This is a genomic window from Microcystis sp. (genome assembly GCF_048564745.1).
GTDB lineage: Bacteria > Cyanobacteriota > Cyanobacteriia > Cyanobacteriales > Microcystaceae > Microcystis > Microcystis ichthyoblabe_A.
Window position 1 is genome coordinate 48,465 of record NZ_JBLZRT010000085.1, and the last position, 25,284, is coordinate 73,748.

General features: G+C 43.3%; 20 protein-coding genes. 8 read left to right on the plus strand and 12 right to left on the minus strand.

Features of this window, described 5'->3' with window-relative positions:
* The first annotated feature begins 339 nt into the window (after positions 1-339).
* Complete coding sequence (locus tag ACOCD9_RS10845; protein ID WP_419547426.1) at positions 340-2,211, plus strand: GTPase family protein; 1,872 nt, start codon at positions 340-342, stop codon at positions 2,209-2,211.
* A gap of 472 nt (positions 2,212-2,683) precedes the next feature.
* Here ACOCD9_RS10845 and ACOCD9_RS10850 read toward each other — a convergent pair whose 3' ends face one another.
* The 9 genes from ACOCD9_RS10850 to ACOCD9_RS10890 all read right to left on the minus strand — a co-directional run bounded on the left by ACOCD9_RS10850 (position 2,684) and on the right by ACOCD9_RS10890 (position 15,860).
* Positions 2,684-3,550 (minus strand): alpha/beta fold hydrolase, encoded by an 867-nt coding sequence (locus tag ACOCD9_RS10850; protein WP_419547428.1) that lies wholly within the window; start codon positions 3,548-3,550, stop codon positions 2,684-2,686.
* Positions 3,551-3,607: 57 nt separating this feature from the next.
* A complete protein-coding gene (gene cysH, locus ACOCD9_RS10855; protein ID WP_103111908.1) occupies positions 3,608-4,429 on the minus strand; it encodes a phosphoadenosine phosphosulfate reductase in 822 nt (273 codons plus the stop codon).
* A 475-nt stretch (positions 4,430-4,904) separates the two neighbouring features.
* Positions 4,905-5,705 (minus strand): tetratricopeptide repeat protein, encoded by an 801-nt coding sequence (locus ACOCD9_RS10860; protein WP_287703414.1) that lies wholly within the window; start codon positions 5,703-5,705, stop codon positions 4,905-4,907.
* A gap of 42 nt (positions 5,706-5,747) precedes the next feature.
* Positions 5,748-6,281, minus strand: a complete 534-nt coding sequence (gene purE, locus ACOCD9_RS10865) for a 5-(carboxyamino)imidazole ribonucleotide mutase (RefSeq protein ID WP_419547429.1) — start codon at positions 6,279-6,281, stop codon at positions 5,748-5,750.
* Between the two features lie 24 nt (positions 6,282-6,305).
* The gene (locus ACOCD9_RS10870; protein WP_419547449.1) at positions 6,306-7,028 is read right to left on the minus strand and encodes a Uma2 family endonuclease; all 723 of its coding nucleotides are present in this window, start codon (positions 7,026-7,028) and stop codon (positions 6,306-6,308) included.
* Positions 7,029-7,144: 116 nt separating this feature from the next.
* Complete coding sequence (locus ACOCD9_RS10875) at positions 7,145-10,504, minus strand: helicase-related protein (RefSeq protein ID WP_287704127.1); 3,360 nt, start codon at positions 10,502-10,504, stop codon at positions 7,145-7,147.
* Positions 10,505-10,556: 52 nt separating this feature from the next.
* The gene (locus ACOCD9_RS10880) at positions 10,557-10,784 is read right to left on the minus strand and encodes a DUF4926 domain-containing protein (protein ID WP_002790332.1); all 228 of its coding nucleotides are present in this window, start codon (positions 10,782-10,784) and stop codon (positions 10,557-10,559) included.
* A 439-nt stretch (positions 10,785-11,223) separates the two neighbouring features.
* Entirely contained in the window at positions 11,224-14,985 is a 3,762-nt protein-coding gene (locus ACOCD9_RS10885) for an Eco57I restriction-modification methylase domain-containing protein (RefSeq protein ID WP_419547431.1), read from the minus strand.
* A 131-nt stretch (positions 14,986-15,116) separates the two neighbouring features.
* Positions 15,117-15,860: a Uma2 family endonuclease gene (locus tag ACOCD9_RS10890; RefSeq protein ID WP_419547432.1), complete on the minus strand. Its 744-nt coding sequence runs from the start codon at positions 15,858-15,860 to the stop codon at positions 15,117-15,119.
* Positions 15,861-16,191: 331 nt separating this feature from the next.
* Here ACOCD9_RS10890 and ACOCD9_RS10895 point away from each other — a divergent pair, with 331 nt between their 5' ends.
* Positions 16,192-17,985 (plus strand): fatty acyl-AMP ligase, encoded by a 1,794-nt coding sequence (locus ACOCD9_RS10895; protein WP_287703786.1) that lies wholly within the window; start codon positions 16,192-16,194, stop codon positions 17,983-17,985.
* 191 nt (positions 17,986-18,176) lie between these two features.
* Here ACOCD9_RS10895 and lspA read toward each other — a convergent pair whose 3' ends face one another.
* Genes lspA through bioB form a run of 3 tightly spaced genes read right to left on the minus strand, consistent with a single transcriptional unit; the run spans position 18,177 to position 20,375 of the window.
* Entirely contained in the window at positions 18,177-18,647 is a 471-nt protein-coding gene (gene lspA, locus ACOCD9_RS10900; protein WP_419547434.1) for a signal peptidase II, read from the minus strand.
* An 11-nt stretch (positions 18,648-18,658) separates the two neighbouring features.
* A complete protein-coding gene (locus ACOCD9_RS10905) occupies positions 18,659-19,309 on the minus strand; it encodes a biotin transporter BioY (RefSeq protein ID WP_419547435.1) in 651 nt (216 codons plus the stop codon).
* Positions 19,281-20,375, minus strand: a complete 1,095-nt coding sequence (gene bioB / locus ACOCD9_RS10910) for a biotin synthase BioB (RefSeq protein WP_419547437.1) — start codon at positions 20,373-20,375, stop codon at positions 19,281-19,283. The genes ACOCD9_RS10905 and bioB overlap by 29 nt, the downstream gene beginning before the upstream one ends.
* 133 nt (positions 20,376-20,508) lie before the next feature.
* Between bioB and rfbC the strand changes: the two genes are divergently transcribed.
* From rfbC to ACOCD9_RS10940, 6 genes are all read left to right on the plus strand, one after another.
* Positions 20,509-21,054 carry a dTDP-4-dehydrorhamnose 3,5-epimerase gene (gene rfbC / locus ACOCD9_RS10915; protein ID WP_061431592.1) on the plus strand — a complete coding sequence of 182 codons (546 nt, stop codon included), beginning with the start codon at positions 20,509-20,511 and terminating at the stop codon, positions 21,052-21,054.
* A 5-nt stretch (positions 21,055-21,059) separates the two neighbouring features.
* Entirely contained in the window at positions 21,060-21,935 is an 876-nt protein-coding gene (rfbD, locus tag ACOCD9_RS10920; protein ID WP_419547438.1) for a dTDP-4-dehydrorhamnose reductase, read from the plus strand.
* Between the two features lie 4 nt (positions 21,936-21,939).
* Positions 21,940-23,013, plus strand: a complete 1,074-nt coding sequence (locus ACOCD9_RS10925) for a glucose-1-phosphate thymidylyltransferase (protein WP_419547439.1) — start codon at positions 21,940-21,942, stop codon at positions 23,011-23,013.
* Between the two features lie 172 nt (positions 23,014-23,185).
* Entirely contained in the window at positions 23,186-24,271 is a 1,086-nt protein-coding gene (gene leuB / locus ACOCD9_RS10930) for a 3-isopropylmalate dehydrogenase (protein ID WP_419547440.1), read from the plus strand.
* A 79-nt stretch (positions 24,272-24,350) separates the two neighbouring features.
* A complete protein-coding gene (locus ACOCD9_RS10935) occupies positions 24,351-24,611 on the plus strand; it encodes a hypothetical protein (RefSeq protein WP_002734814.1) in 261 nt (86 codons plus the stop codon).
* 242 nt (positions 24,612-24,853) lie between these two features.
* Entirely contained in the window at positions 24,854-25,204 is a 351-nt protein-coding gene (locus ACOCD9_RS10940) for a hypothetical protein (protein ID WP_002732658.1), read from the plus strand.
* Positions 25,205-25,284: the final 80 nt, after the last annotated feature.

Genomic DNA, 25,284 nt, shown 5'->3' on the forward strand with positions numbered 1-25,284 from the left:
TATCAGGAGAGGCACTCCTGCAAGTGGAGTGACTCTTAAATGATTACCAATGTATTAGCAGCTGCGTGTAAGCATCCCACCGAAAAACTAATGCGCGGGGGGTTTGGGGGGTAGAACCCCCCAAAAGCTTGGATTGAGTGAATCAAGTGGGAAGTAACGCTAAATCCATTCAGTATAGGCTACATATCAGGAGAGGCACTGACTGGAAAATAGAAGCTGAAATAACGCCAATTCGTCAATCAGAATATTTTCAGGCTTGGCGGTGCCGACTTTGGCATCAGGACTGCCCTCTAACCCAGAATCAGAGATCGGTAGAATGGAAAAAAACCAGATCGAGCAATGTTACGGTTAAAAACTTGGCAAGGGTTGATTTTAGCAGTTCCGATCGCCGCCGTGGTCATCTTTCTGATCGTGGCCGCCAGTTTCCAGATCAATCAATGGGGTTTGAATTGGATTTGGGCAGTTTTTACCCTGATTTTTGTTGCTTGGCGCTTCCTGTTGGTCAAATGGACGCGCCCAGCAGTCGGGGAAATTGAAGCCGCCATCGGGGAAATTAAGGCAGAATTAACCCCTCCTGAGGGTGATTCCGGGGGCAATGTCGAGGAAATTATCGAGAGGATTATCGTCGAGGCCCGCAATGATCGCCCGGTTTGGGAAGATTGGGCGACTTTTTGGCAACGCTGTCAGGATTTGGTCAGTGCCATCGCTCATATATATTACCCCGATGTCAAGTACCCCTTATTAAATATTTACATTCCCCAGGCCTACGGTTTAATTCGGGGAACCGTCGATGATAGCGATCGCTGGATGCAGAATCTTTCCCCGGCCCTGAATCAAATCACCATCGGCCAAGCCTATCAGGCCTACGAAGTTTATCAAAAATTGCAACCCTCAGCCCGGAAACTTTGGCAAGTCTGGAATTGGGCGCAATGGGTGATCAATCCCGCTGCGGCTGTGGCTAAAGTTGCCAGTCAAAAATACAGCGATCAAGCGGATCAGCAATTATTAGTCAATTTAGGGCAAGTTTTGCGGGAAAATGCCCTAAGAAACCTCTCTCGCCAAGCGGTGTTACTCTACAGTGGCGGCAATCTCGCCCCAACTCTCCCCACCAAGACGAAAATCGCCACCACTACTCTCAAGGAAATCCTCGCCCAAGCTGAACCGATCACGGAAATCGATCGCCAACCGGTTAATATTCTGCTGGTTGGACGCACCGGGGCCGGCAAAAGCAGTTTAATTAATACTCTCTTTCGGGCCGATTTAGCCCAAGTGGATCTATTGCCCAGTACCGATGCGATTCAATCCTACCATTGGCAAACCCCAGAAGGGGACGAGTTAATCCTCTGGGATACTCCGGGCTATGAACAGTCAAATCGGGCTGATTATCGGCAAAAAGTTCTTAATTACGCCAAAAACGCCGATTTATTAATTCTTGTCACCCCCGCCCTCGATCCCGCGCTGGCCATGGATGAGGCTTTTCTTAAAGATTTGCAACAAACTATTGACAATTTACCAGTTATAGTGTGTGTTTCCCAAGTCGATCGCCTGCGTCCAGTGCGAGAGTGGCAACCTCCCTATAATTGGCTGACGGGAGAAAGTCCCAAAGAAGTCAATATCCGCGAATGCTTGCAGTATCGGGCGGAATTATTCGAGGATCTCTGCGATCGCATTTTGCCGATGGTCAGTCAACAGCCGGATAGAGAAGCTTGGGGGGATGAGGAGTTATCAATCGCTTTACTGGGGGCAATTTCACCCGCAAAACAGTTGCGTTTAGCCCGTTTTTTAGCGGATTTGGAAACTCGAACCCTGGCAGCGGCGAAAATAATTGATCGCTATACTTTACAGATGGCCACGGGGCAAGGTTTAACGGCCCTATTAAAAAGTCCTATTCTAGGTTTTATCTCCACTTTAGCCACGGGAAGACCGACTTTAGCCTATCTTTTAGCTGAACAAATTCCTGTGGAACAATTACCAGTAGCGATCGGTAAATTACAGATGGCCTACGAGCTTTATTCTCTCTTGAATCCAGAGAATAAAAGTTTTGATTTATTGGCACTTTGGCCAATACTATTAGAGAATTCTAGCACTGCCGACAAGGAAGCTTGGGCCTGGGGTCATGCTCTGGTAGAATATTGGACAAAGGACTTATCGATCGAACAGTTCCGGTCAAGTTATCAGGGGTATTTAGAAACGACAAAAACAGGCCTGTAGCCAGATTAATTAAGCTAAAACTTTATTCCACTTCAAAAGTATAGGAAAGTGGGGAGGAGAGGTTTCTGGGGTTGAGATTTCTAGCCTTTGTACTAAAATTCCTCAGTAGGCAGTTTAAATGCAGTGCAGCTTATACTAAATCCGTTGAGTAACGCACAGAAAACGGGTTTCTCCGAGAAACCCGTTTTCTACTCATGCACTCATGCAAAAAGGGGAATAAATAATCAGTCTTTAATAACCAGATTTAGCATGACAAAGCATTAGCCTCGATTTCTAGATCACCCATCGATTTAACTCGCTCCCAATCGGTTAAATTATTAATATCTGGGGGATTATTTGTTATATTTATCCTTCCTAAAGCTAGTGTTTCCAGATGCTTTGACCAGTGCAGAACTACAGTGATATACTAAGGATAACTTGATCAATACTTTCTAGGGAGATTTTGCTATCAATTCCCAGAAAGTATCGAGGTTTAGGTTTTGCGTCCGAGAAAATTAATAATCTGGGGACTAATTTCTTTTGACCAATGTTCTTGGGGATAGTGTTTCGCTTCCGCGAGGGGGATTAATTCCACTCCTGATTTAGTAGCTAATTTTTCGACAGTGACAGAAGATAACCAAGGATCCGCCATTCCCCAGACAAAAAGGATAGGTTTTTCAAAGTTCTCTAAACCTGTCTCAATTTCTGCCATAGTTTTCGATAGGTTTAAATTGCGAATCGTGGCCAGTAAAGCGCGACCCACTGCCGAAGTTTTTAGATAAGGTTGACGGAAAATAGCCAGATCTGCATCACTAATCACAAAACCGCTACCAGTTTCTAAAGTACGATCGACTAATAAGGGGTCTTGAGTCGCCATATCTCCGAGGAAAGGTATCCCCCATTGTTTCATTATCCAGGGTAATTTGACATCACTGGAGAGGGGAGTATTTAAAACGATCAAGCGCTCAATTTTATCAGGATTTTCTAGGGCGTATTGTAAACCGACGGAGGCTAAAAAACCCTGGACAATGAGGGAGATTTTCGGCAATTGGAGAGCTTGAATAAAATCGGCCAAGGCTTGACAAAAAGCGCTAGGTGTGTAGGCGAAATCTCTGGCATCGGGTTTAGCGGATAAACCGGAGCCGATCCAATCGGGGGCAATGGCATTAATGTTATATTCTTCTAAACTGGTCAATAATTCCCGCCAAATATAGCCATGGGCGGGTAAACCATGGAGTAGGATCACGGGGGTTGTATCCGGTTGTTGAGCGGGGTTAACCTGTCGATAAAACCACTTGAGAGAGCCGACTTCGAGAAAATTTTCTAAAATAGCCATGGTTAATGGGGGATTAATAATCATTAACCATTGTCTAACGTCTAGGAACCGATCGCACCAGCAAATTTTCCACCCCAGCAGTTAAAGGGAGCTTGCGTCGAGACTTTGTGCTTCTCCGGGGGTTAAGGGCAAATGAAGACCGCATTCTTGTTTTAAACCCTTGAAACGGGTGTCTCGTTCGTTGCTATCATCGGCGGTTAAAGGCCGACTGGAGTGCCAATCGCCGACGGAGACATAACCTAGATCAAAATAGGGATGGTAGGGAAGATCGTATTTAGTCAGATAGTCATAGATGGTTTTGGCATTCCAGTCAAGGATCGGTAATATTTTGTAACGTTCGCCCTGTTGATTGACCCATTGGAGAGTTTTGCGGTGGTCGGTTTGGTCGCGACGTAAACCTGCTAACCAAGCGGTGGCCTTTAATTCCTTCAAGGCCCGTTGCATCGGCTCCACCTTGCGGATTTTGTCGTAGAGATTGAGGGAGTCGAGATCGTTATTTGACCACAGTTTACCGTGGATTGCTTCCATGCGGGCGGGACTGAGGGGAGATTGATAAACTTTCAGGTTTAAATGGAGGCGTTGGCTTAATTCTTCGGCAAATTGATAGGTTTCTGGGGGAAGATAGCCGGTATCGATCCAAATGATGGGAATATCGGGGATAATTGCGGTGACGAGGTGCAACATCACCGCCGCTTGAATGCCGAAACTGGTACTCATCACCAAACCTTCCCCAAAGGTGGCCGCAGCCCAAGCGACGATTTCTGCGGCGTTAGCGGAGTCAAAACGTTGATTAATTCTGGCGAGGTCGAGGGATAGAGGGGAGGAAAAAGACCGGTCGGCAGTGGCGATGAAGGCGGTTTCTAGGGCCTGTGGATGAGAATTAAGCAAGTGTAAATCTGGCATTCTGGCTAAGATTTAAGGTGTACAGTAGCGGCGGATACTGATAGAGTCCAATCTATCCCTGTGATTGGATTATAGCATTGAGCCATTGGCCCGTTCTAGCTATTCCTTTTCCTTTCCAGAGCCTGGTTATTCGATCGAGGATAATGGAACTATCAGGCCTCAATTGTATCTTAATGGCTGATTTCAGGATAATTGGACTCTCAGCCCCGCTACTGCTAGAAAAGTTACTATTTAGGGTCTGCTGAAAAAGTTTTTCGTGGGGACAGGGTGTGGGGTGTGGGGTGTGGGGTGTGGGGTGTAGGGTGTAGGGTTTTACCGATTTTGAGGGGGTCAATTACCTAATTTTCAGGGAAAAAGTCCCTGAATTTTCCCCCCGATCACTCCCATATTTGCTACTTTTTGATTGACAAAAAGTCTAAAAGTCTTAGCCAACAAGGTTTTTAGATTTATTCAGCCAACCATATTTAGTAATTCTTTACTTTAAGTTAAGAAACTTATCTAAGGCTAGAACCATATTCGGCGGCCAACGTCGCACGCTTTTTACCCAATCGAGGTCTTGATAACGGGTATCCATGCCGACGGCGGCTACCCAATTGCTTTCCGCCTCTCCCTGTTGTCCTTGGCTCCATAAAACGGCGGTTAAGGCGGCTCTGACATCGGGAAACATGGGGTATTTGCGGGCAATATTCCGCATTTTTTGGACTGCTTCCGGATATCTGCCCAATTCGTACAGGGCCAGGGCCAGATTAGCTTGCGCCCAGGCAAAATTCGGGGCTAGTTGAGTGGCTTGGCGATAGTCTTTGACGGCGGCTTCCCAGTCCCCTAAACCGCCCTCAGCGTTGCCGCGATTGTTATAGGCAAAGGCATCATTGGGGGCCAGTTCTAAAACTTTATTATAATCGGCGATCGCTTCTTGATATTTGCCTTCTCCTTCTAAAGCGGTGCCACGATTGAGGTAGGGATCGGGGGCATCGGGGGTAATGGCGATTGCTTGGTTAAAGTCAGCGATCGCATCTTCTAATTTATTGAGGCTGACTCTGGCATTGCCGCGATTACTCCAGACGGCGGGATTAGTGGGGAATTTGGCGACTAATTCGGTCCAATAGTTTTCGGCCTGGGCGTAATCACCTTTTTCTGTAGCTTCTAGGGCTTTTTCAGCGATAACTTCCCCTTCTCTCATCTGTTCTTCGCTAATAGTCGGGCTATCGGCATAGGCCGCTATGGGTAGGGCAAAAAAGAGTAATAGACTCAATACACAAGCGGTGATCCAACGCATAATTACTTCATAATTTGTTACTTAATCTTTTCTCAATCTACCCTACTTAGGTGAACTCTGCCCTAGATAGTCTTGATAGCCTAGTCGTTGAAGATTGCTTTGTTTTTCGAGGACGGAATCGGTGAGGGATTGACGATAGGCGATAACTTGCTCTAAAAGATCAGTATTACCAGTGGCGAGAATTTGAACCGCTAAAAGTCCGGCATTTTTGGCATTACCGATCGCCACCGTGGCCACGGGAATGCCTGCGGGCATCTGTACAATTGAATAGAGAGAGTCTAACCCTTGTAAAGTGCGCGTGACTACGGGAACCCCAATCACGGGTAAGGGAGTTAAAGATGCCACCATCCCGGGTAAATGGGCTGCCCCGCCGGCTCCGGCGATAATCACTTTTATTCCCCTATTATGAGCGTTTTTGCCGTATTCAAACATTTTTTCGGGGGTACGATGGGCCGAGACGATGGCGACTTCGTGGCTAATCTGAAAAACCTCTAAAACTGCGATCGCTTCTTTCATGGTGGGTAAGTCGGAATCACTGCCCATAATTACACCCACTAGGGGCGCTGCTGTCACCATAGCTACTAGAAAATAATATTTCCCCTAAATTGTATCGGGATCGATGCCTAATTCTCGCAATTTTTGGGCCAATTTTTCCTTAGCCTGACGTTCCCTTTCTTTCTCTAAAAGAGCCTGCTCTTTTTCTAAAAGAGCCTGTTCTTTTGCCTGTCGTTGCTGTAATTCCGCTTCTTGAGGAGTGGGGACTAATTGACCATCGGCGGTAAAATAACGCAGTTTACGGTCAAATATGCCTAAATATAATCCTAACTGTTCACTCCACAGATAACCCTGTTCATTGGGAGAAATGGCTTGATATTGTCCCTCAATTAGTCTAAATCCCTGCAATTCTAAACTATTGGGATCGAACCAAAAATAATTAGGAGTGCGAAAGGTATTTTGGTAGAGAATTTTCTTGTTATTGCGGTCAATATTGGCCGTAGAATCGGAGAGAATCTCGACAATTACATCCGGATATTTACCCTGTTCTCTCCAAACCACCCAACTTTTGCGGGGACGTTTTTCGGTATCTAAAACCACAAAAAAATCGGGACCCCAGAAATTGCGCTTTTTTAGTTGTTCCTCGTTGTAGTAGATGGTTAGATTTCCAGAAGCGTAGTAATCACTCCTCTCGCGCCATAATAATTCTAGACAACTAAGGAGAATGATGATCTGTTGCAGATGTAGATCACTTTCCAAGGGTGGTTCATCACTCCATAAATCTGTGGGGAGATAGGTGACATCTGGGATCATGTCTAGGGCTGTCATGACTTTTCCCGGTATTTTAGGATTGATTAATTGTAGCTTTTTCTCACAATTGCAGAGATAAGGCGGGCGGGATTTTAACCAATAACTTAATTCTATACCTTGACCGATTGCCGTTTCTAAACTAAAGCCTGACTGCAAATAATGATGGGAATTGGTTGCTCCTCACCTTGCAAGCGACGGCGATCTAACCAGTCCCGCATCTCATGTTGGCTGTATAATTTCTTCAGTTCGCTAAACAAAGCTTCTCCTGTCAGGCTACGGCGCTTAATCAGGTTTAACTCGCGCTTGAGTACAGTGGTAATCGGTTGGCGAAAGGCCTGTTCTAATAGGTTAACCTGCTTGCGGATTTCTTCATCCTGAGTGGTTTTGAACAGCAGTCCCAATTCTCGCAAGATGTAGCGCTGTGCTTGAGTCAGAGAACGGCTGTACTCCCGTTCCGATTGGCGGTGTTGGACTTCTTGGGCAAATTTAATCTTGACTTGCATGACTGCTTGGTTGTAATTTTTGGGCAGCGGCAGTGCTGCTTCTTCTGGGTTGGTTTTGAGCATTCCTAAAATGCGGGCAGTATCTTTTGATATGATCTCTCCCTGTTCATCGAGCCAATATAATTGCTGGTAGCCCTTCCAATCTTTGCGGTTCGGATAAGAAGCTTCACAGAAGACAATTATGCCCTTATTGAGAGAAAAGCGAGCCGTTCGGATGCCGTGAGGCAGGTTAGCTATCCGTTCGTATTCAGCCGGATTTTCTCGCTGGAGTTGTCTGAGAATTTCTTCCGCTTCATTGAGGTCGAGAAATTCTCCCTCATCTTCAAACAAACTTAATTGATGACTACCACTTTTTTCATAAATTGCATACATAGCCTCTTCGTTAAGCTGTTCTGTGGGGTCAAGAATTGCCGCATCCTCGCCGATGGTTTCATGAATTTCTTGAATGCGGTTTTTGAGTTTTTGCCGTAATCCTAGATTACGCTCTAATCCCGTCTCTGGGAGAAAATTAAAGCCGTAAACCACATCATTCTCGCTGCCAATCCGATCAATCCGACCAAACCTTTGAATGAGTCGGACGGGATTCCAATGCAGGTCATAATTAATAATTAGGTTGCCATCTTGTAGGTTTAAACCTTCGGCTAAAACATCGGTAGCAATTAAAGTTTTGATTTCCGACTCTCCCGGGGTCAATTTATAGTATTTGTTGGCTTTGGGGGCAAATCTTCCCACTACCTGCGCCTTATTTTTATCGCCACTGTAGATGACTTCTATATCCTCTCGATCGCCGTTAGGATTGAGGTTTTGATATAAGTAAGAGGCGGTATCAGCATACTGAGTAAAAATGAGGCACTTGCTATCTTGCAGCGGAGGTTTATTCAACCAGCTTTTAAGGGTTTGTAATTTCGCATCTTTGTCTGGGGTAATTGGCTCAACTAAGTGCAAAATTCTCTCTAGCAATTGGATGTCATGTTCGAGGTGTTTCTGCAATCTTGGGGCATCAAAATCAGCTAGATCATACTTCCCAGATGCCTGACTCAAGGCATCGATAATGTCTTGTTCTTCCCCATTGTTTGGTTCACAGAGAATTGCTTGAGCTTCTTCCCCGGCGGGGATAATTCCTTGGCGTAAAGCTTCTCGAAAGCGTTGATGGACTTGCAGTAATTTCTTAACAGTTTGTTGGAAGGCATAAACGCTAGATTCAAAGCGTTTGAATAACAGGACTCGCATCAGTCCTCTTAAATTTGCTCCCCCAGTTTGTAAACTGAGTAATGGTTCTTGTTTGCGCTTATTTGGTAATACATAATTTCCCAAAACATAACGAGCATAGCAAAGTTCATTTTTACGAGGGTTAGCTGGTTGCTGTTGGCGAGATTTCCCTAAATATTGGCGCAGTTCTTGGTAAAGTCCTTGATAGGTATCTTCAATACTATATTCAATGGTTTGTAGTTCTCTTTTGGGAAAAAACTGATGCTTACCACCCACAATAACGTAAGCGCGTTGATTTCCGTTTAAATAATCCTTGAAATTGTCTGCATCTACGGGTTTATGAGTCTTGGCATCAAAGCCGTACCAGCGTAAAATGTGGTTGCGAGTGCGCCGGATCAAGATGTTAGATAACAAGTCAGGTAACTGTTTTTCCCCTTTCTCTACTAATCGAAAATACTCTTTTAGATCGGGCGGATCTATGGGAAAATCTGTCTTATCATCTTGATGAAAAAGCCTAATCTGATGGTAAATATCCCAAGCACTTTTATTGCGAGGAGTTGCTGTCAGGAAACAGCATTGTCTCCCGGCTGCTAAAAAGGCTTCGACGATTTTATATCTTTGGGTTGCGGCATTCCGCAGGTTATGACTTTCGTCAATTAAGATAAAATCTCGATCTTTGTATTTAAAATCTTCTAATAAAACTCTGATGCCACTGGTTTCATCTTCCCGCAGCAATCCCATCGATAAAACGCGGGCGTTAAGTTGATAAATTTCGTTGTAGCGTTCCCACATTTCCACCAGTGGCGCTGGACAAATAATTAAGGGGCGGGCTTTTTCTACTTGTTCAAAGCGTTTGACAATGGCAGCACCAATGAAGCTTTTTCCTAGTCCTACCACATCGGAAACGAAACAACCTCCATACTCGCGGATGAGTTTAACAGCTTGGTTAACTGCTACTTTTTGAAAGTCTGCTAGTTTCTCGGTAATTTCGTTATCTATCATCATTTCGCTGGCAGTTTCTTCTGTCAATCGATCGCGCACGAGCATATAGAGAGTTTTCATATAGATGTCGTAGGGACGTACTGGCATCATCGCCCAAGATTGTTGTAAAGACTGCATCAGTGTTTCATCAAATTCTGTTGCTTCCTGCCAAAGTTGATTGAACCATTCTGTTAAACTGGCGTGGTTTTCATTACCGTGAACGATAACATTAAGTTCGGTATTGTGGGAAATTCCTGATAAAGTAAGGTTAGAAGAACCAACGATAGCAAGGCCTTTTTCTTGACGTTCTAGGGGTTGTCCCTGCTGGTTATAAATTGTCCCGTAGTCGAAGATATAGGCTTTAGCATGGAGTCGCCCTTTAGTATAAACTCGCACCTGAAGGCGTTTTTCTTCAATCATTTGAACCAGATTTTTTACTAAGGTTTCTGCTTCATCTGTTTGGTCCATTAGTTCGACGCTGGAACGAATATTGTCGGCGGTTTCTGTTGCCATCTGCTTGCGTTCTGTCCGTTTGGGGTATTCTTGTGCTTCCAGATGGTTTTTAATTAGTTCTAAGCGGCGGTAGCCTTCTGCTAGTTGTTCGATGGTTTCCCTGCTGCTGGTGTTGCCAATCAGGAGGCGCATTTGTGGGATGGTGGCGAGACGAGTTGCGATCGCAGTAAAGCCGGAGAGGAAAAAGTAACCGACGGCAAAATGAGCGGCTTCTGAAGAGTGGAGAATTTGGTTGATGTTATCGACTAATTTTTGCTGGCGATTGTCGATGATGTCGTGGGTAGGCATAGTTCGATATCCATAAGAGAATTGTTATATCAATAATGTTTTTTAAGAAAATTTACCCTATATTTACAGCTAAATTTTTAGGTTCTAAGGGAGAATGATGTAATAACATTAGTTGATTTTCTTGTAAGGTTTCGATAGCATAAGCACGTCCTGATGTGTCGCTAAATTCCACTTCAAAAACTGTGGGTTCATAAACTTCTACAATTGTTCCGACTTGTCCGCAATATAATCCTAATTGGGGTAAGTCTTCTAATAAGGCAACTACATCTAAGAGTTTCATTTGATTATCTCCTTAAAGTACATAAGTAGGTAGGCGTTAAAAGTTGTCAGATGCCCCCCTTATCAAGGGGGGATTAAAGGGGGGACTAAGGGGGGATCGGCACCCCCCTTATCAAGGGGGGATTAAAGGGGGGACTAAGGGGGGATCGGCACCCCCCTTATCAAGGGGGGCAGGGGGGATCGGACTTAAAATCCATTTTTAACTTAATTATAACCAGCTACTTAATAAAGAAATCGAAATTGTTTTCCTCAACTTAATCTACTAATTTTGCTTAAGTATTTTTTTGTTTAACATAGTTCTGTGATGATTTCAGATACCCGACTTCTTTAATAATTCGGGTATCTAACCCCTTACAATCCATACAATGCCGCTACTCTCTCATCTATCTCTTTCTCCCATTCTTCACAGTTAACTCCTTTGGCATCTAAGCATTTTTGTACTAATTTAATGATGGGTTTCTTTTCTGTTTCCAAGATTCTAGAGTGTCGCCTTTCAATTCCTTAGTTCTATTTCCATCTCTAATGAAAATTTTACCTTCTAGATAAGCAATTTCTGATAAATCCAGGGGCTTAACTTCAACCTGACAAATTTCTCCTTCAGGAAGCGTAAAAAATTCTACCATCACTAAAACTTTATTAGGATGAAGTGGATAAGGTGTAATTTTTGACTCCATAATTTGTCGTAAATTATTCTCAAAACCATCCTTATTTTTTCCTTTTCCAAAAGTATAATCTGGCTCAAGTCCTTTTATTTCTAAATTATCAGAAACTCCAATGAGAAGAGTACCACCATCGGTATTTAAAAAGGCTGTAATGTTTTTTAAGGATGCAAGAAGAACATCTTTATTTTTTGTATTTGTCTTAATATCTACTCTTAGAGTTTCTTTGAACTCTAGTTTGCTTCCTTCACCTTGAGCAATCAGACTCAGAATTGGATGAGATTTCCAGTAAGTAGGAGGCTTTGTCAAAACTCGACTACAGTGTTCTATATGTCTTTCATACTTTTCTTTTACTTCGGCTAATACTCCCTGAGCTTTTGCTAGTTTAGGATAGCGGCGACAGTACCAAAGTTCTATTTCACGAATATCCTCATAGTCTAATTCATAGAGTTGATAAATAATGGCATCAATTTTTTTTTGTTCATGTAAATGATAGGGATAGCTTTGATTATGCTTTTGTTGATTAATAATACTTTCAACTAAAGTTTTGATTCTATCGTGCAAATCAGGACTTAATGAAGGTAATATCAGTCGTGTTAAAACTTCTTCCCCTGTTTCAACTGTATGGGATACATAGCTCTTGAGTAAATAACGAGAGACAATAGAAGTTAAAAATCCTAGTAAAACTCTTGATTCAATCCCTCTAACAAAAATAGTTGAACCTTTATTGCCAAAAATACAGCCACTTCCCAATCGAAAAGTAGGACTATAAATACCAGTAGGCGAAAATGTTATCCCCTCTTGAAAATAATATTCTGAGTTTTGAAAACGAGAGGCAATCCTGTGTTCCTCTTGTGGTTCAATCTTATTGAATTCTTTTTTTCGCCGTTTAACATCAGCAATAGTAGCAGTGCGGAGGCGATGGACAGCATCTCTTGACCAATCTATCAAATATTGTGTCGGTACATAGTAATTGGGAAGCCAACCTTCATCAGTATTACTTTCGCCGCCTTTATCAAAGGGCAGAAAACAGCGATTATTATACTTATTGGGAGCTACTCCATTTAGTTTTTCATCATCACTTAAGCCTGCAATATCAGCATCAGTAAGTAATTTACTCTCGTCTAATATTTCATAACTTCCCCTTGCTCCTCTACGTTTACGAAGATAGTAATCATTGTCACTCGTTTGAAGTCCTACTTTTACATCAGCTATTGTCCCCAAGCGAGAAAAATTACTATTGCTCAACAACTGATAAAGCTTGGGTGAACCGATGAAAAGTGACAAGTTATCATAAGTAGCTATCAAAGATTGGGGATAAGTATAACGAGCATAATCTATCGTTTGTAAATCCACACTATGAGCAGCGATCGCAGCTAGGTTCTCAGTTAGTTTATTCCAGTCCCCGATTTGAAGGCTACGCAAATCTGCGGCGATTAGATCATGGCTTTCAGATGCCGTATTTTTAGCAACGGTCAAAATACAAGTATTAACTGTAGCATCAAAAACCCAAGAAGGCAGATCGATAAAATGAGCAATAGTGGTCTTTTCAAGAAATAGCTTTCTTAAAGGTTTGTGAGTTTTAATAGTCCGCCAAGTATCAGAAACTATGTAACATAATTGACCGCCAGAACGTAGCAACTGCAAGCCACGGGCCATGAATAAACCATAAGTATCTTTGGATTGTGCGCCATCAGTCAGACGGTCAAAATAGAGATCGCGCACCCTGTCACCAACAGTCGCACCATAAGGCGGATTAGCTAAGACAATATCAAACCCCTTTTGTGAAAAAACTTCAGCAAATTCTACAGCCCAATCAAATCCGTTAACCTTATTACTTCCATGGGTTATCAAAGCAATTTCAGCTTTAAATTCATTGATTTTTTGTTTTAAAATTTGCTTTTGAACTCCTTCACTCATTGTCAGATAAGAGTTTTTTGCATCTCTATATTGGCGAATTATCTGGCCTCGAAGAGTGTACTGTCCTACATTCTCTGGATTAGGAGCAGTGAGACTATCACCAGATTCAATCTTAAAATCTAAGTTAGGTAACGGTTCAGGATGCTCACCGTCAAATTCTACAGTTAGTGATAGCCAAAGACGTAATCGAGCAATATTTACCGCAAATTCATCAATATCTACACCATAGAGATTATTTTGAATAATATTGAGTTTACGGTGGTAATCATCACGAGCATTTTCCGGTTGAGCGCGGGTGTCAAGCAAACGAGTAAGCGAATGTAGTTCATGCAGCATACCTAATAGATAAGCGCCACTTCCACAAGCAGGATCTACTATTTTCACTTCGCTCAGTTTCTGCAAAAGATCACGAGCTTTTGGAACGTTTATCTGCTCTACATTATGTTCATCAACTAAGGCTTCATAGCCTCCTAAATATCCCTTCAAAGCCTCCCGACACATAAAAGAAACAATCGGTTTAGGTGTGTAATAACTACCTGATTTATGTCTTCCCGTGACTAATTCTTCAAACACTTTTCCCAACATTTCTGGGTCCACTGCTACCTCTAAATCAAGGGGTGTACTCTCAGTTACCGTGAAATTAAAATTACTAAAAAGTTTATGTAAGATAACATCGATCGCCTGATCGGGTACTATTATATTAGGATTGCGGTCATCTTCATCCTGTTCAAATAATCCCCCATTAAGATAGGGAACTGTCCCGATTATTTGCCGAAGAAAACCACCGTTATTGATACTAATAATATCCGTTTGTTGGGGATTATTTAGTCCCGTAAAAAACAGATGAGTCAAGCGATTATGATAAAAGTTTTTGTCCGAGGTGCTGTTATCATTCTGATAATCCTGCCATAATGTTTCTAGATAGTCTGTTTGTTCGTTAAACTTCAGCCAACCCTTTTTCTGGATAAAAACAATAAACATCAGGCGATTAAATAGCTTCTGAGTAAATAGTCTTCTCTGGTCAGCATTAGGGATAGTTTTAGTAATTAATTGCTCAACTTTTTCAAAGACCGAGCGATACTGTTCAAAAAATTTCTTAGTAACTTTCTCAACATCAAAAGCTTCATCATGACGTTCCTGAATCGCTAAAGGAGACTCGGAACTAATATTATCTAAATCTAGTAAACTTAGGCGTTCTGTGGCGGTTCGTAACTGTTCCCCCGGACCCACTGTAATTCGCCGCAAGACTTGCCTTTTTTCTTGTTTAACATCATATTTGACATTGAGAAAATGCCACCGTTCTTGGTGAAAATCAGAGAAAACAAAGAGAGTGTAGGGATGGTTTTTTAGCAGTTGAGTGACGACAAGACGCTCTAAATTGAGCAGCAGTTGCTTAGAGTTGAGACGAGCATAAATAACCTGAAAATCTTCCCCCCCAGAAGCCAATAAAATTGGGTCTTCTGCTAATGCTTCTACTGCTTTATCTGGCCAATTGCGTCGGGACAGGGTTTGATTTTCTCGCTCGTAATTTAACTCAGACCAGAATAATTTTTTGAGCGCATCCAATCCTCTCAGGGATGAAAGAAGGTCATAAACTGACTGCCGAAGTTCAATATCACTCATAAGTTTTCTCACGACCTCTCATTTAGGTTTACTTTCTCTAGGTAGCTGGTTATAAATCCCCCCTTGATCCCCCTTAATAAGGGGGGTGTCTGATTTTAACACCTAACTATTTAGGACTTTTGCCACTTCAGTTAAATTGTATCGGGATCGATGCCTAATTCTCGTAGTTTTTGTGCTAATTTTTCCTTAGCCTGACGTTCCCTTTCTTTCTCTAAAAGAGCCTGTTCTTTCTCTAAAAGAGCCTGTTCTTTGGCTAAAATAGCCTGTTCTTTGGCCTGTCGTTGCTGTAACTCAGCTTCTTGAGGAGTGGGGACTAATTGACCATCGCCGGTAAAATAACGCAGTTTACGGTCAAATATCCCTAAATATAATCCTAACTGTTCACTCCACAGATAACCCTGTTCATTGGCAGCAATGGCTTGATATTGTCCCTCAATTAGTCTAAATCCTTGCAATTCTAAACTATTGGGATCAAACCAAAAATAATTAGGAGTGCGAAAGGTATTTTGGTAGAGAATTTTCTTGTTATTGCGGTCAATATTAGCCGTAGAATCGGAGAGAATCTCGACAATTACATCCGGATATTTACCCTGTTCTCCCCAAACCACCCAACTTTTGCGGGGACGTTTTTCGGTATCTAAAACCACAAAAAAATCGGGACCACAGAAATCGCGTTTTTTCAGTTGTTCCTCGTTGTAGTAGATGGTTAGATTTCCCGAAGCGTAGTAATCACTCCTCTCGCGCCATAATAATTCTAGACAACTAAGGAGAATAATGATCTGTTGCAGGTGTAGATCACTTTCCAAGGGTGGTTCATCACTCCATAAATCTGTGGGGGGACAGGTGACATCTGGGATCGTGTCTAGGGCTGTCATGACTTTTTCCAGGTATTTTAGGATTGATTAATTATAGCTTTTTCTCACAATTGCAGAGATAAGGCGGGCGGGATTTTAACCAATAACTTAAGTAGGTAGGCGTTAAAAATCATCAGACACCCCCCTTATCAAGGGGGATCCCCCCGCCTTCGGCTTCCCCCCTTATCAAGGGGGGCAGGGGGGATCGAACCTAAAATCCATTTTTAATTTAATTATAACCAGCTACTGAATCCTAGACCTTGACCGATCGCCTTCGGCACTTTATCCTAGCGCCATGGGCAAATATCTTAAAACTTCTATACAATGGCCCCCAATAAGCCCGATAACAACGATGACTGAAACCTTAATTCAACCTGCCACCCTAGTAGAACTCTTACGTTACCGCGCCACGGCACAACCAGAGGGCCATGCCTACACTTTTCTTGTCGATGGTAAAAAAGAAACCCCACCTTTAACCTACAGTGAACTCGATCGCCAAGCAAGAGCAATCGCCGCCTATTTGCAAAAATACCAGGCCCAAGGGGAACGGGCCCTGTTACTCTATCCTCAAAGTTTAGAAGTAGTGGCCGCTTTTTGTGGTTGTCTTTATGCGGGAGTGATTGCCATTCCCGTCCCCCCACCGGAATCGGGACGACTGAAGCGCACTCTGCCCCGTTTACGCGCAATTGTCAAGGATGCTAATGCCACCTTTGCCCTAGTTACCGAAAGTATTCTGACTCTTATTGAAGGTGTTAAGGAAGAATTCCCAGAATTCGACCAAATGAAATGGATTACTACCGAAAGAATTGATATTTCCCTAGCGGACCAATGGCAAGATCCCCAGGTGGATAAATCGGCGCTTGCCTATCTGCAATATACCTCCGGTTCGACTAATATCCCCAAAGGGGTGATGCTAAGTCATTTTAACCTGATGCACCATTGCGGTTACTTGCAAAAAGCTTGTGGTTACGAACCGGATAGCGTTACCCTCACTTGGATGCCCTATTTTCACGATTACGGGTTAGTCGAAGGTATCACCGTCCCCCTCTACAACGGTACACCCTGCTATCTCATGTCTCCCTTTGCTTTTATTAAGCGTCCGATGCAGTGGTTAAAAAATATTACTAAGTACAAAGTTACTCATAGTCAGGCCCCCAACTTCGCCTATGATCTTTGTACTCGCAGGATTAAAGCTGCCGATTTAGCGGAATTAGACCTGAGCAGTTGGCAGGCCGCGGGAAATGCCGCCGAACCGATTAATCCGAAGGTCATGGCCAAATTTGTCGATACTTTTGCCGATTATGGCTTTTCTTGGCAAACTTTCGCCCCTGCCTACGGATTAGCTGAATATACCCTCTTGATTTCTAATAAACCCAAGGGAACCACCCCAATTATCACCGCTTTGGATGCAACCGCCTACGAACGCGGTAAAATTGCCCCTGTAGGCTCCGATCGAACCACGGGAGTTAGATACGTCCCCAGTTGTGGTCGTCGCGTCTGTGATACCCGTATAGCTATGGTTAATCCCGATACTTTCACCCTTTGTGCAGCCGATGAAGTGGGCGAAATTTGGGCCAGTGACCCCAGTATGGCCGCTGGATATTGGCAACGGGAAGACGCAACCAAAGAGACTTTTCAAGCTTATCTTGCTGATACAGGAGAAGGACCGTTTTTACGCACCGGAGATTTAGGTTTTCTTCTCGATGGGGAATTACATATCACGGGACGGATTAAGGATTTAATTATTGTCCGTGGCAGTAATCATTATCCCCAAGATTTAGAATGGTCAGTACAGCATCTTAATGAGGTTTTTCGTCCCGATTATGGTGCGGCTTTTTCCATTGAAGATAATGGCGAGGAACAGTTAGTTATTGTCCAGGAATTGGAACGTCGCAGCGGTGAGTTAGATACGGCCAAATTGATTGCCGATATCCGTCAGGAAATCGCCGAAGAACACGAAATTATGACCCATGCTATTGTTTTGGCTAAATCGGGAACAATTCTCAAAACTGCCAGTGGCAAAATTCAACGCCGCGCTATTAAACAGAATTTTCTCAATGGTAATATGAGTGTTATCGATGCTTGGTCAGAAAATCCTCAGTTAGTTAGTAAATTTGATCGCTCTAATTCTGCAACAGAAGCATAGTTTTTCGGGTGGGCATTGCTCACCCGATCGAGGATAAAGGCTCTTCTGGGTTCTGTGTGATAAGTTTAAGCGATATAGGATAGATCAATCTTTGTGTCCTCTGTGTCTGGAGTGGTTCCTTCCACTCCCTCGCCAGCAGGACTGTATTTGGTGAATACATTTTACCCACCAAACCTAAGAGAGCCAAGGCACTACTTAGAACGAGGCGACTTGTGGGGAAAGGTAGAAATTAAGAGGCAAATAATCCCGATGTTAATAAAGACATCAGCCAGATTAAAAACAGGAAAATTAATCAATCTAAAATCGAGAAAATCCACCACATAACCAAACAAAAAGCGATCAATACCATTGCCGAAAGCCCCTGCTAAAATAAAACCGTAGGCTAATTGTTCCCAACGATTTAAATGCGGTCCAAAGTAAGCAAAAGCCATTAATCCCAAACTAACTAATAAGGATAGCCATTTTAGCCAACCAACACCGCCTCGAAAAGCACTAAAAGCCGCCCCGGTATTAATCACATAGGTAAAATGAAAAACCCCCGGAATAATCGGGAAAGTATCACCAATTTGCTCAAAACTCTGCACGGTTATATACTTAGTTACTTGGTCTAAAATTAGACCAATCACCGCCACTATCCAAAACCAGCGATTTTTTTTAAACATTGGCTGTGGCATCAATAAAATAATAATTTACGGAAGAAAAAGGCAATAATTACCACCACACAAATTACTACTAACTGCCCTAAAAATGGCCAGACTGAATAATTCATAAATAGGGTGGGCAAACTATCGGGAAAGGTGATTTGACTGGCTTGGGGCTGAAAAATCGACAATCCCAGCATATATAATAAACCGCACAGATGAATCACTAACAAACCGGCAAAAGCACTTAAAGCCAGGGTTTCTATCTTGGCGCGCCAGCGAAAAGCCAACCAACCACACAGCCATGCCCCCGGCATAAAGCCTAAAATATAGCCAAAACTGGGTTCTTTCAGATAACCCATTCCCCCACCCTGGGCAAACACAGGCAACCAAGTTAAACCGAGAAAAATATAGGCCACCTGGGCAAGAAGCCCGGCATTTTTGCCCCCCAGACAGCCCGTTAACAATACTGCCCCAATTTGGTAAGTTATGCCTAGTTTTTGCGAAGATAGACCCGCAGCCGACCAACTAGCTAGGCTTACTGGAACAAATGTACTAAAAATTGTCAGCAACAAACCAATCAAAGCCCAGATTAACTCATTGGGAACCGATGCGGAAGTGCGCCGCGGCGGAGATTCTCCTCCTCGACGTGATTTAGGTTGCCTGTTGGGTTTGATATTCACCGGGGATGGGGGCTTCTCCTCCTATTAAACTAAGATCAGCCAACATCGCCTGATCCTGTTGGGGGGGTTGTCCTAGAGTGGTCAAATAATGCCCAATCAGCATAGCATTAATTCCCGATTTTAGCCCCAGATTTTGCAATTCTCCCATCACCGCCTCTCGTCCCCCGGCATAACGGAGGATTTGTTGAGGTAAGATAAACCGGAAAATAGCGATCGCTTTTAGGGCAGTAAAGGGATCCAGTTTGGGTAAATGACCTAGAGGGGTGCCACTTCTGGGGTTTAATAGGTTAATCGGCACTGATTCCACTTCTAATTCCGCCAGAGAAAAAGCTAAATCAATGCGATCAGTCCAACTTTCCCCCATACCGATAATTCCGCCGGTACAAGCCTGAATTCCTGCCGCTTTCAGGTTTTTTACCGTTTCTACCCGATCCTGCCAACTGTGGGTGGAGACGACGTTAGGATAAAAATTCTCGGAAGCCTCCAGATTGTGATTATAACGGGTAACTCCGGCTTCTTTTAAGGCTTGCGCTTGGGCAAGGGTTAACTCTCCTAGGGCGCAACAGGGTTTAATCTTGGCGGTTTCGATGATTTCTTGAACTGTGGCCAGTATTTCCTCGAATTCCTTGGATTTGGGGCTATTATACTTTAATCCCCGACCTTGACTAACTAAACAGAAGCGTTTGGCCCCCGCGTCGGCTGCCGCTTTCGCATGGCTGACTATTTCCTCGCGACTTTTTAAACCGTAGATAGGCGAATCTTGTCCGGGATGGTGGGCGGATTGGGAACAAAAACTGCAATTTTCCGAACAACTTCCCGATTTTATGTTGATAATGCTACATAAATCCACCGTATTGCCACAACAGGCCTGACGAATGCGATCGGCAGCCTCGCATAAGCTGAAAATATTTTCCTGACCTTCGATCGCAGTTAAAGCTAGGGCCTCTTGCTTACTGAGTCGATCGCCGGCGATAATCTGATTAGCCCTAGTCTGTAACCAGTTTTTTAAGGCTTCTCCCTCCACGGGGATAGATTGAGTAGCGGTGTGTGTAGAGACTTGTACCACGTCGTTTATGCTCTGACTAAGTTAGGCTCATCTTATCATTATTCAGTTACCGAGGAAAGATTAATCAAAAAATTTAGAAAAAAATACCCTTTTGTGCTAAACTACCCGCAAAAGTTATCTTGTCTCCGATTTTATGAAAGTTATTCCCACGGAAATTCCTGATGTTTTAATTATTGAACCGCAAGTTTACGGAGACGATCGAGGTTTTTTCTTGGAGAGTTTTAATCAGAAAGATTTTCGAGAAAAAACTGGTGTTAATACCACTTTTGTCCAGGATAATCACTCTATGTCCCTAAAAAATGTCCTGCGAGGATTGCACTATCAAATCCCCAATCCCCAGGGTAAACTGGTGCGAGTAGTGAATGGTAGTGTTTTTGATGTGGCAGTGGATGCGCGTCAAAGTTCCCCCACTTTTGGGCAATGGGTAGGCTGTGTTTTAAGTGCGGAAAATAAACGTATTTTCTGGGTTCCCGAAGGTTTTGCCCATGGTTTTCTAGTCCTCTCCGAGCGAGCAGAATTTCTCTACAAAACCACTAATTATTATTATCCCCAATACGAAAAAACCATCGCCTGGAATGATGCCGATTTAGGGATTGATTGGCCCTTAGAGACACCGCCGATTCTCTCCCCTAAAGACCAAGCTGGACAACCCTTTAAATCCGTGGAAGTTTTCCCCTAAAGACGATGAAAAAAGTTTTATTAATTGGTGCTAAAGGTCAAGTAGGACAAGAGTTACAAGTAACTTTACCGCAGTTAGGTGAAGTTATTAGTATCGGTCGAGAAGAACTAGATTTAACCAACTCGGAAAAAATCGGCCAGATAATTAGGGAAATTCACCCCAATTATCTGGTTAATGCCTCCGCTTACACCGCAGTGGATAAAGCCGAAACCGAGCCAGATTTAGCCTATTCTATCAATGCTACAGCCCCGAAAATTATGGCGGAATCTGCCGAGAAAATTAAAGCTAAATTTCTCCATATTTCCACCGATTATGTGTTTGATGGTCGAAAAAATACTCCCTATCTAGAAACCGATCTAACTAATCCTTTAGGGGTTTATGGACAATCAAAGTTAAGGGGAGAAGAGGAGATTAAGACTGTTAATTCTCAGGCAATTATCCTACGGACTGCTTGGGTTTACGGCAGTTATGGCAAAAGTAATTTTGTCAAAACTATGCTGAGATTAGGCAAGGAAAGAGAGGAGTTAAAAGTAGTTGTTGATCAGGTGGGAAGTCCCACTTGGGCCAAAGATATCGCCACGGCCATTACTCAGCTTTTAATTAATGCCGATAATCCCCCAGGAATCTATAATTTTACTAATAGCGGTGTCGCCAGTTGGTTTGATTTAACTAAAGCGATTTTTGAGGAGGCAAAAATAAGCGGTATTCCCCTAAAAATTCAGAGGTTAATTCCTATTACTACGGCGGAGTATCCTACCCCGGCGGTGCGTCCGGCCTATTCGGTTCTTTCTGGTCAAAAAATCTCGCAACAATTGGGTTATATTCCTCCCTATTGGCGAGATTCTCTCAAAGCTATGCTCAACCAACTATTTAATCTTTAAAACTATGAAAGCACTAATTTTATCCGGTGGCAAAGGTACGAGGTTACGTCCCCTAACCTATACTGGGGCAAAACAGTTAGTTCCCGTGGCCAATAAACCGATTTTATGGTATGGAATCGAGTCAATTGTCGCCGCAGGAATTACCGATATTGGCATTATTATCAGTCCCGAAACTGGGGAAGAAATTCGTCAGACCACGGGCAGTGGTGAACAGTTTGGGGCTAAGATAACTTATATTCGCCAAGATCAACCAGCCGGATTAGCTCACGCGGTCAAAACTGCCCAATCTTTCCTAGGAGATTCCCCCTTTATTATGTACTTGGGTGATAACCTAATTGAGGATGATTTATCGCCCTTTTTAGACTCTTTCCAAAAACAGTCCCTTGATGCTTTAATTCTCCTGCGAAAAGTGTCTAATCCTAGTGCTTTTGGGGTGGCAAAAGTAGATGAAACCGGCAAAGTTTTATACTTAGTCGAAAAACCCAAAGAACCCCCCTCAAATTTAGCTTTGGTGGGGATTTATTTTTTTGCCCCCACCATTCATCAAGCGATCGCATCTATTCAACCTTCGGGCCGGGGTGAGTTAGAAATTACCGACGCTATCCAAGAATTAATCAATCAAAATAAAGCCGTAGAAGCCAATAAACTACTAGGTTGGTGGTTAGATACGGGTAAAAAAGATGACTTATTAGAAGCAAATCGGATTATCCTCGATACCTGTCTAGAAATCGCTTTACTAGGAGAAATTGATGCTAATAGTCAGGTGATCGGACGGGTACAAATTGGTCAGGGTAGTAAAATCATTAATAGTACCATTCGCGGCCCTGTCATTATTGGAGAAAATTGTCACATCGAGAATTGTTTTATCGGTCCCTATAGCAGTGTGGCTAATGGAGTAAAATTAATCGATGCCGACATAGAACACAGTGTAATTCTCAAAGATGCCACGATTATTGGCATTCATCAGCGCATAGTTGATAGTGTTATCGGACGACGGGCAAAACTAGAAATTGCTCCCCAACGTCCCAAGGCTTTACGCTTTATGATTGGGGATGATTCCCATGTGGAATTAGTGTAGTTATCGGGGATTAACTGCCCCTTATAATTAATACCAGAGGATCGAGAATTTCCTTAGCTAATTCCGCAGCGGTTCCCTGGTTTTTCTGGCAAAGATTGACATTTTTAGGAGAAAAAAGCCCACCTAACTATGTTATAATCAAGAGTCTGACCTATTTTACCGTTCTAGAACTATGACGCAACAGTATCGCATTACCCTACTACCCGGCGATGGCATCGGGCCGGAAATCCTCGCTGTCACCGTAGAGATACTGAAAGTCATCGCTAAAAAATTTGACCTCCAGTTGGACTTCCAAACCGCTTTAATTGGAGGGGCAGCCATTGATGAAACCGGCAGTCCCCTCCCCGAAGCAACCCTGAGCGCCTGTAAAAATAGTGATGCTGTTCTCCTGGCCGCTATCGGGGGTTATAAATGGGATAATTTACCCCGGCAGCAAAGGCCAGAAACGGGATTATTAGGCTTAAGATCTGGTTTAGGTCTTTTTGCTAATTTGCGTCCTGCCACCATTTTTCCGCAATTAATCGACGCTTCTAGTCTCAAACGGGAGATTATCGAGGGAGTGGATATCATGGTCGTCCGGGAATTGACCGGGGGTGTCTATTTCGGTCAACCGAAGGGGATTTTTGAGACAGAAACGGGAGAAAAATGCGGTGTAAATACCATGGTTTACCTGGAATCGGAGGTGGACCGCATCGCTAAGGTAGCCTTTGAAATTGCCCAAAAACGCGGCAAGAAACTCTGTTCCGTCGATAAAGCTAATGTTCTTGATGTTTCCCAACTCTGGCGCGACCGGGTGACGAAAATGGCCGCTAATTATCCCGATGTGGAACTGTCTCATCTCTACGTCGATAACGCAGCCATGCAGTTAGTCCGGGCCCCCAAACAATTTGATACTATCGTCACGGGCAATTTATTCGGTGATATTCTCTCCGATGAAGCGGCCATGTTAACCGGTAGTATCGGAATGTTACCCTCCGCTAGTTTAGGGACTGCTGGGGTGGGAGTTTTTGAACCCGTCCACGGTTCGGCCCCGGATATCGCCGGCCAAGATAAAGCCAATCCGATCGCCCAAATTCTCAGCGCTGCTATGATGTTAAAATATGGGCTAAATCAGCCCTTAGCGGCAGCAGCACTGGAAAAAGCCGTGGAAAAAGTCTTAGACCTCGGTTATCGTACCGGAGATATTTTCTCAGAAGGTATGACCTTAGTGGGATGCCAAGCTATGGGCCAGGCCATCCTGAAAGTTTTAGAATCATAACAAAAGTGACAAATTCAGAAATCGTCATATACCATTGATTTAATAAATATCTCAATTTAATCGTGGGGAGACGAGTGATATGGTGGCCCTATCCGAGAAAACAGAACAACAACGTGTCGATATGGAAATCCCAATTTTGTTAGATCCTACTGTCTTACGGGCAGCCAGACGCATTTATCGCATCTACTGCACCCTCAATAGCAGAGTTAGTAAACGTCCTTTTGGTGTCGCTATTAACCGCGACAATCATCGCGGCCAATTGATTTTTAACAATAAACCGATTCTTCTCCCCGGAGAGTGTTTCGTCCCGATTAAGCAAATCGAATCGGAAGCATATTAATTTTTGTGAAGATTTGCCCCGAATATCTTGCCAAACGTCAGCTAATACCCACTGGCGTAATTTTTTTGTTTACTAACGCGATGTGCAACTAAGGAGAGACAAGAAGCTCAGAGCGTAATATATTAACTTTAGTAATTACAAAAAGAAGTAGTTCTATGAGTGACATCAAGCCAATCCCAAATGAATTTGTAACTGTCAAAGGCCCTTATGGCGTTATTAATCACGGTGACGGCTACGCCATTGTGATTGTACAAACAGGAGAATGTATCGCACGCAATATTTCCTCTTTTCTTGATTGCGTCAAAACCATTGATCACCTATTGGGGACAATGCCACCGCCACCACCGCCACCACCGCCACCAAACGACGACAAAGAGCTAGATCGTGTTCTTCAAGATTATAAGCCTGATATTCAGCGACTAATCAGAAAATATGCTCCAGAGACGAGAAGGGTTAAAAAAAATAGTAATTTTCTTGGTTATACATGGTATAAATGCTATGACGACTCAGGAAAGGTATTAGGGCGGGTCAGAGGAAGTGATGATGATCGCTATTGGCAGTATGGCGGTCTAGATAGTCAAAAACATTATTAAATTTACGCGATGTGCAACTAACAATGACAGAATCAGGGTTCCAGAGGATACTTTAATCTCTGGTGATTTCTGAAAGCCTT

Coding starts and splice junctions, on each gene's coding strand:
- ACOCD9_RS10845 (WP_419547426.1), top strand. CDS start 340: ATGTTACGGTTAAAAACTTGGCAAGGGTTGATTTTAGCAGTTCCGATC.
- ACOCD9_RS10850 (WP_419547428.1), bottom strand. CDS start 3,550: ATGATTATTAATCCCCCATTAACCATGGCTATTTTAGAAAATTTTCTC.
- cysH (WP_103111908.1), bottom strand. CDS start 4,429: ATGCCAGATTTACACTTGCTTAATTCTCATCCACAGGCCCTAGAAACC.
- ACOCD9_RS10860 (WP_287703414.1), bottom strand. CDS start 5,705: ATGCGTTGGATCACCGCTTGTGTATTGAGTCTATTACTCTTTTTTGCC.
- purE (WP_419547429.1), bottom strand. CDS start 6,281: ATGGTGACAGCAGCGCCCCTAGTGGGTGTAATTATGGGCAGTGATTCC.
- ACOCD9_RS10870 (WP_419547449.1), bottom strand. CDS start 7,028: ATGACAGCCCTAGACATGATCCCAGATGTCACCTATCTCCCCACAGAT.
- ACOCD9_RS10875 (WP_287704127.1), bottom strand. CDS start 10,504: ATGCCTACCCACGACATCATCGACAATCGCCAGCAAAAATTAGTCGAT.
- ACOCD9_RS10880 (WP_002790332.1), bottom strand. CDS start 10,784: ATGAAACTCTTAGATGTAGTTGCCTTATTAGAAGACTTACCCCAATTA.
- ACOCD9_RS10885 (WP_419547431.1), bottom strand. CDS start 14,985: ATGAGTGATATTGAACTTCGGCAGTCAGTTTATGACCTTCTTTCATCC.
- ACOCD9_RS10890 (WP_419547432.1), bottom strand. CDS start 15,860: ATGACAGCCCTAGACACGATCCCAGATGTCACCTGTCCCCCCACAGAT.
- ACOCD9_RS10895 (WP_287703786.1), top strand. CDS start 16,192: ATGACTGAAACCTTAATTCAACCTGCCACCCTAGTAGAACTCTTACGT.
- lspA (WP_419547434.1), bottom strand. CDS start 18,647: ATGTTTAAAAAAAATCGCTGGTTTTGGATAGTGGCGGTGATTGGTCTA.
- rfbC (WP_061431592.1), top strand. CDS start 20,509: ATGAAAGTTATTCCCACGGAAATTCCTGATGTTTTAATTATTGAACCG.
- rfbD (WP_419547438.1), top strand. CDS start 21,060: ATGAAAAAAGTTTTATTAATTGGTGCTAAAGGTCAAGTAGGACAAGAG.
- ACOCD9_RS10925 (WP_419547439.1), top strand. CDS start 21,940: ATGAAAGCACTAATTTTATCCGGTGGCAAAGGTACGAGGTTACGTCCC.
- leuB (WP_419547440.1), top strand. CDS start 23,186: ATGACGCAACAGTATCGCATTACCCTACTACCCGGCGATGGCATCGGG.
- ACOCD9_RS10935 (WP_002734814.1), top strand. CDS start 24,351: ATGGTGGCCCTATCCGAGAAAACAGAACAACAACGTGTCGATATGGAA.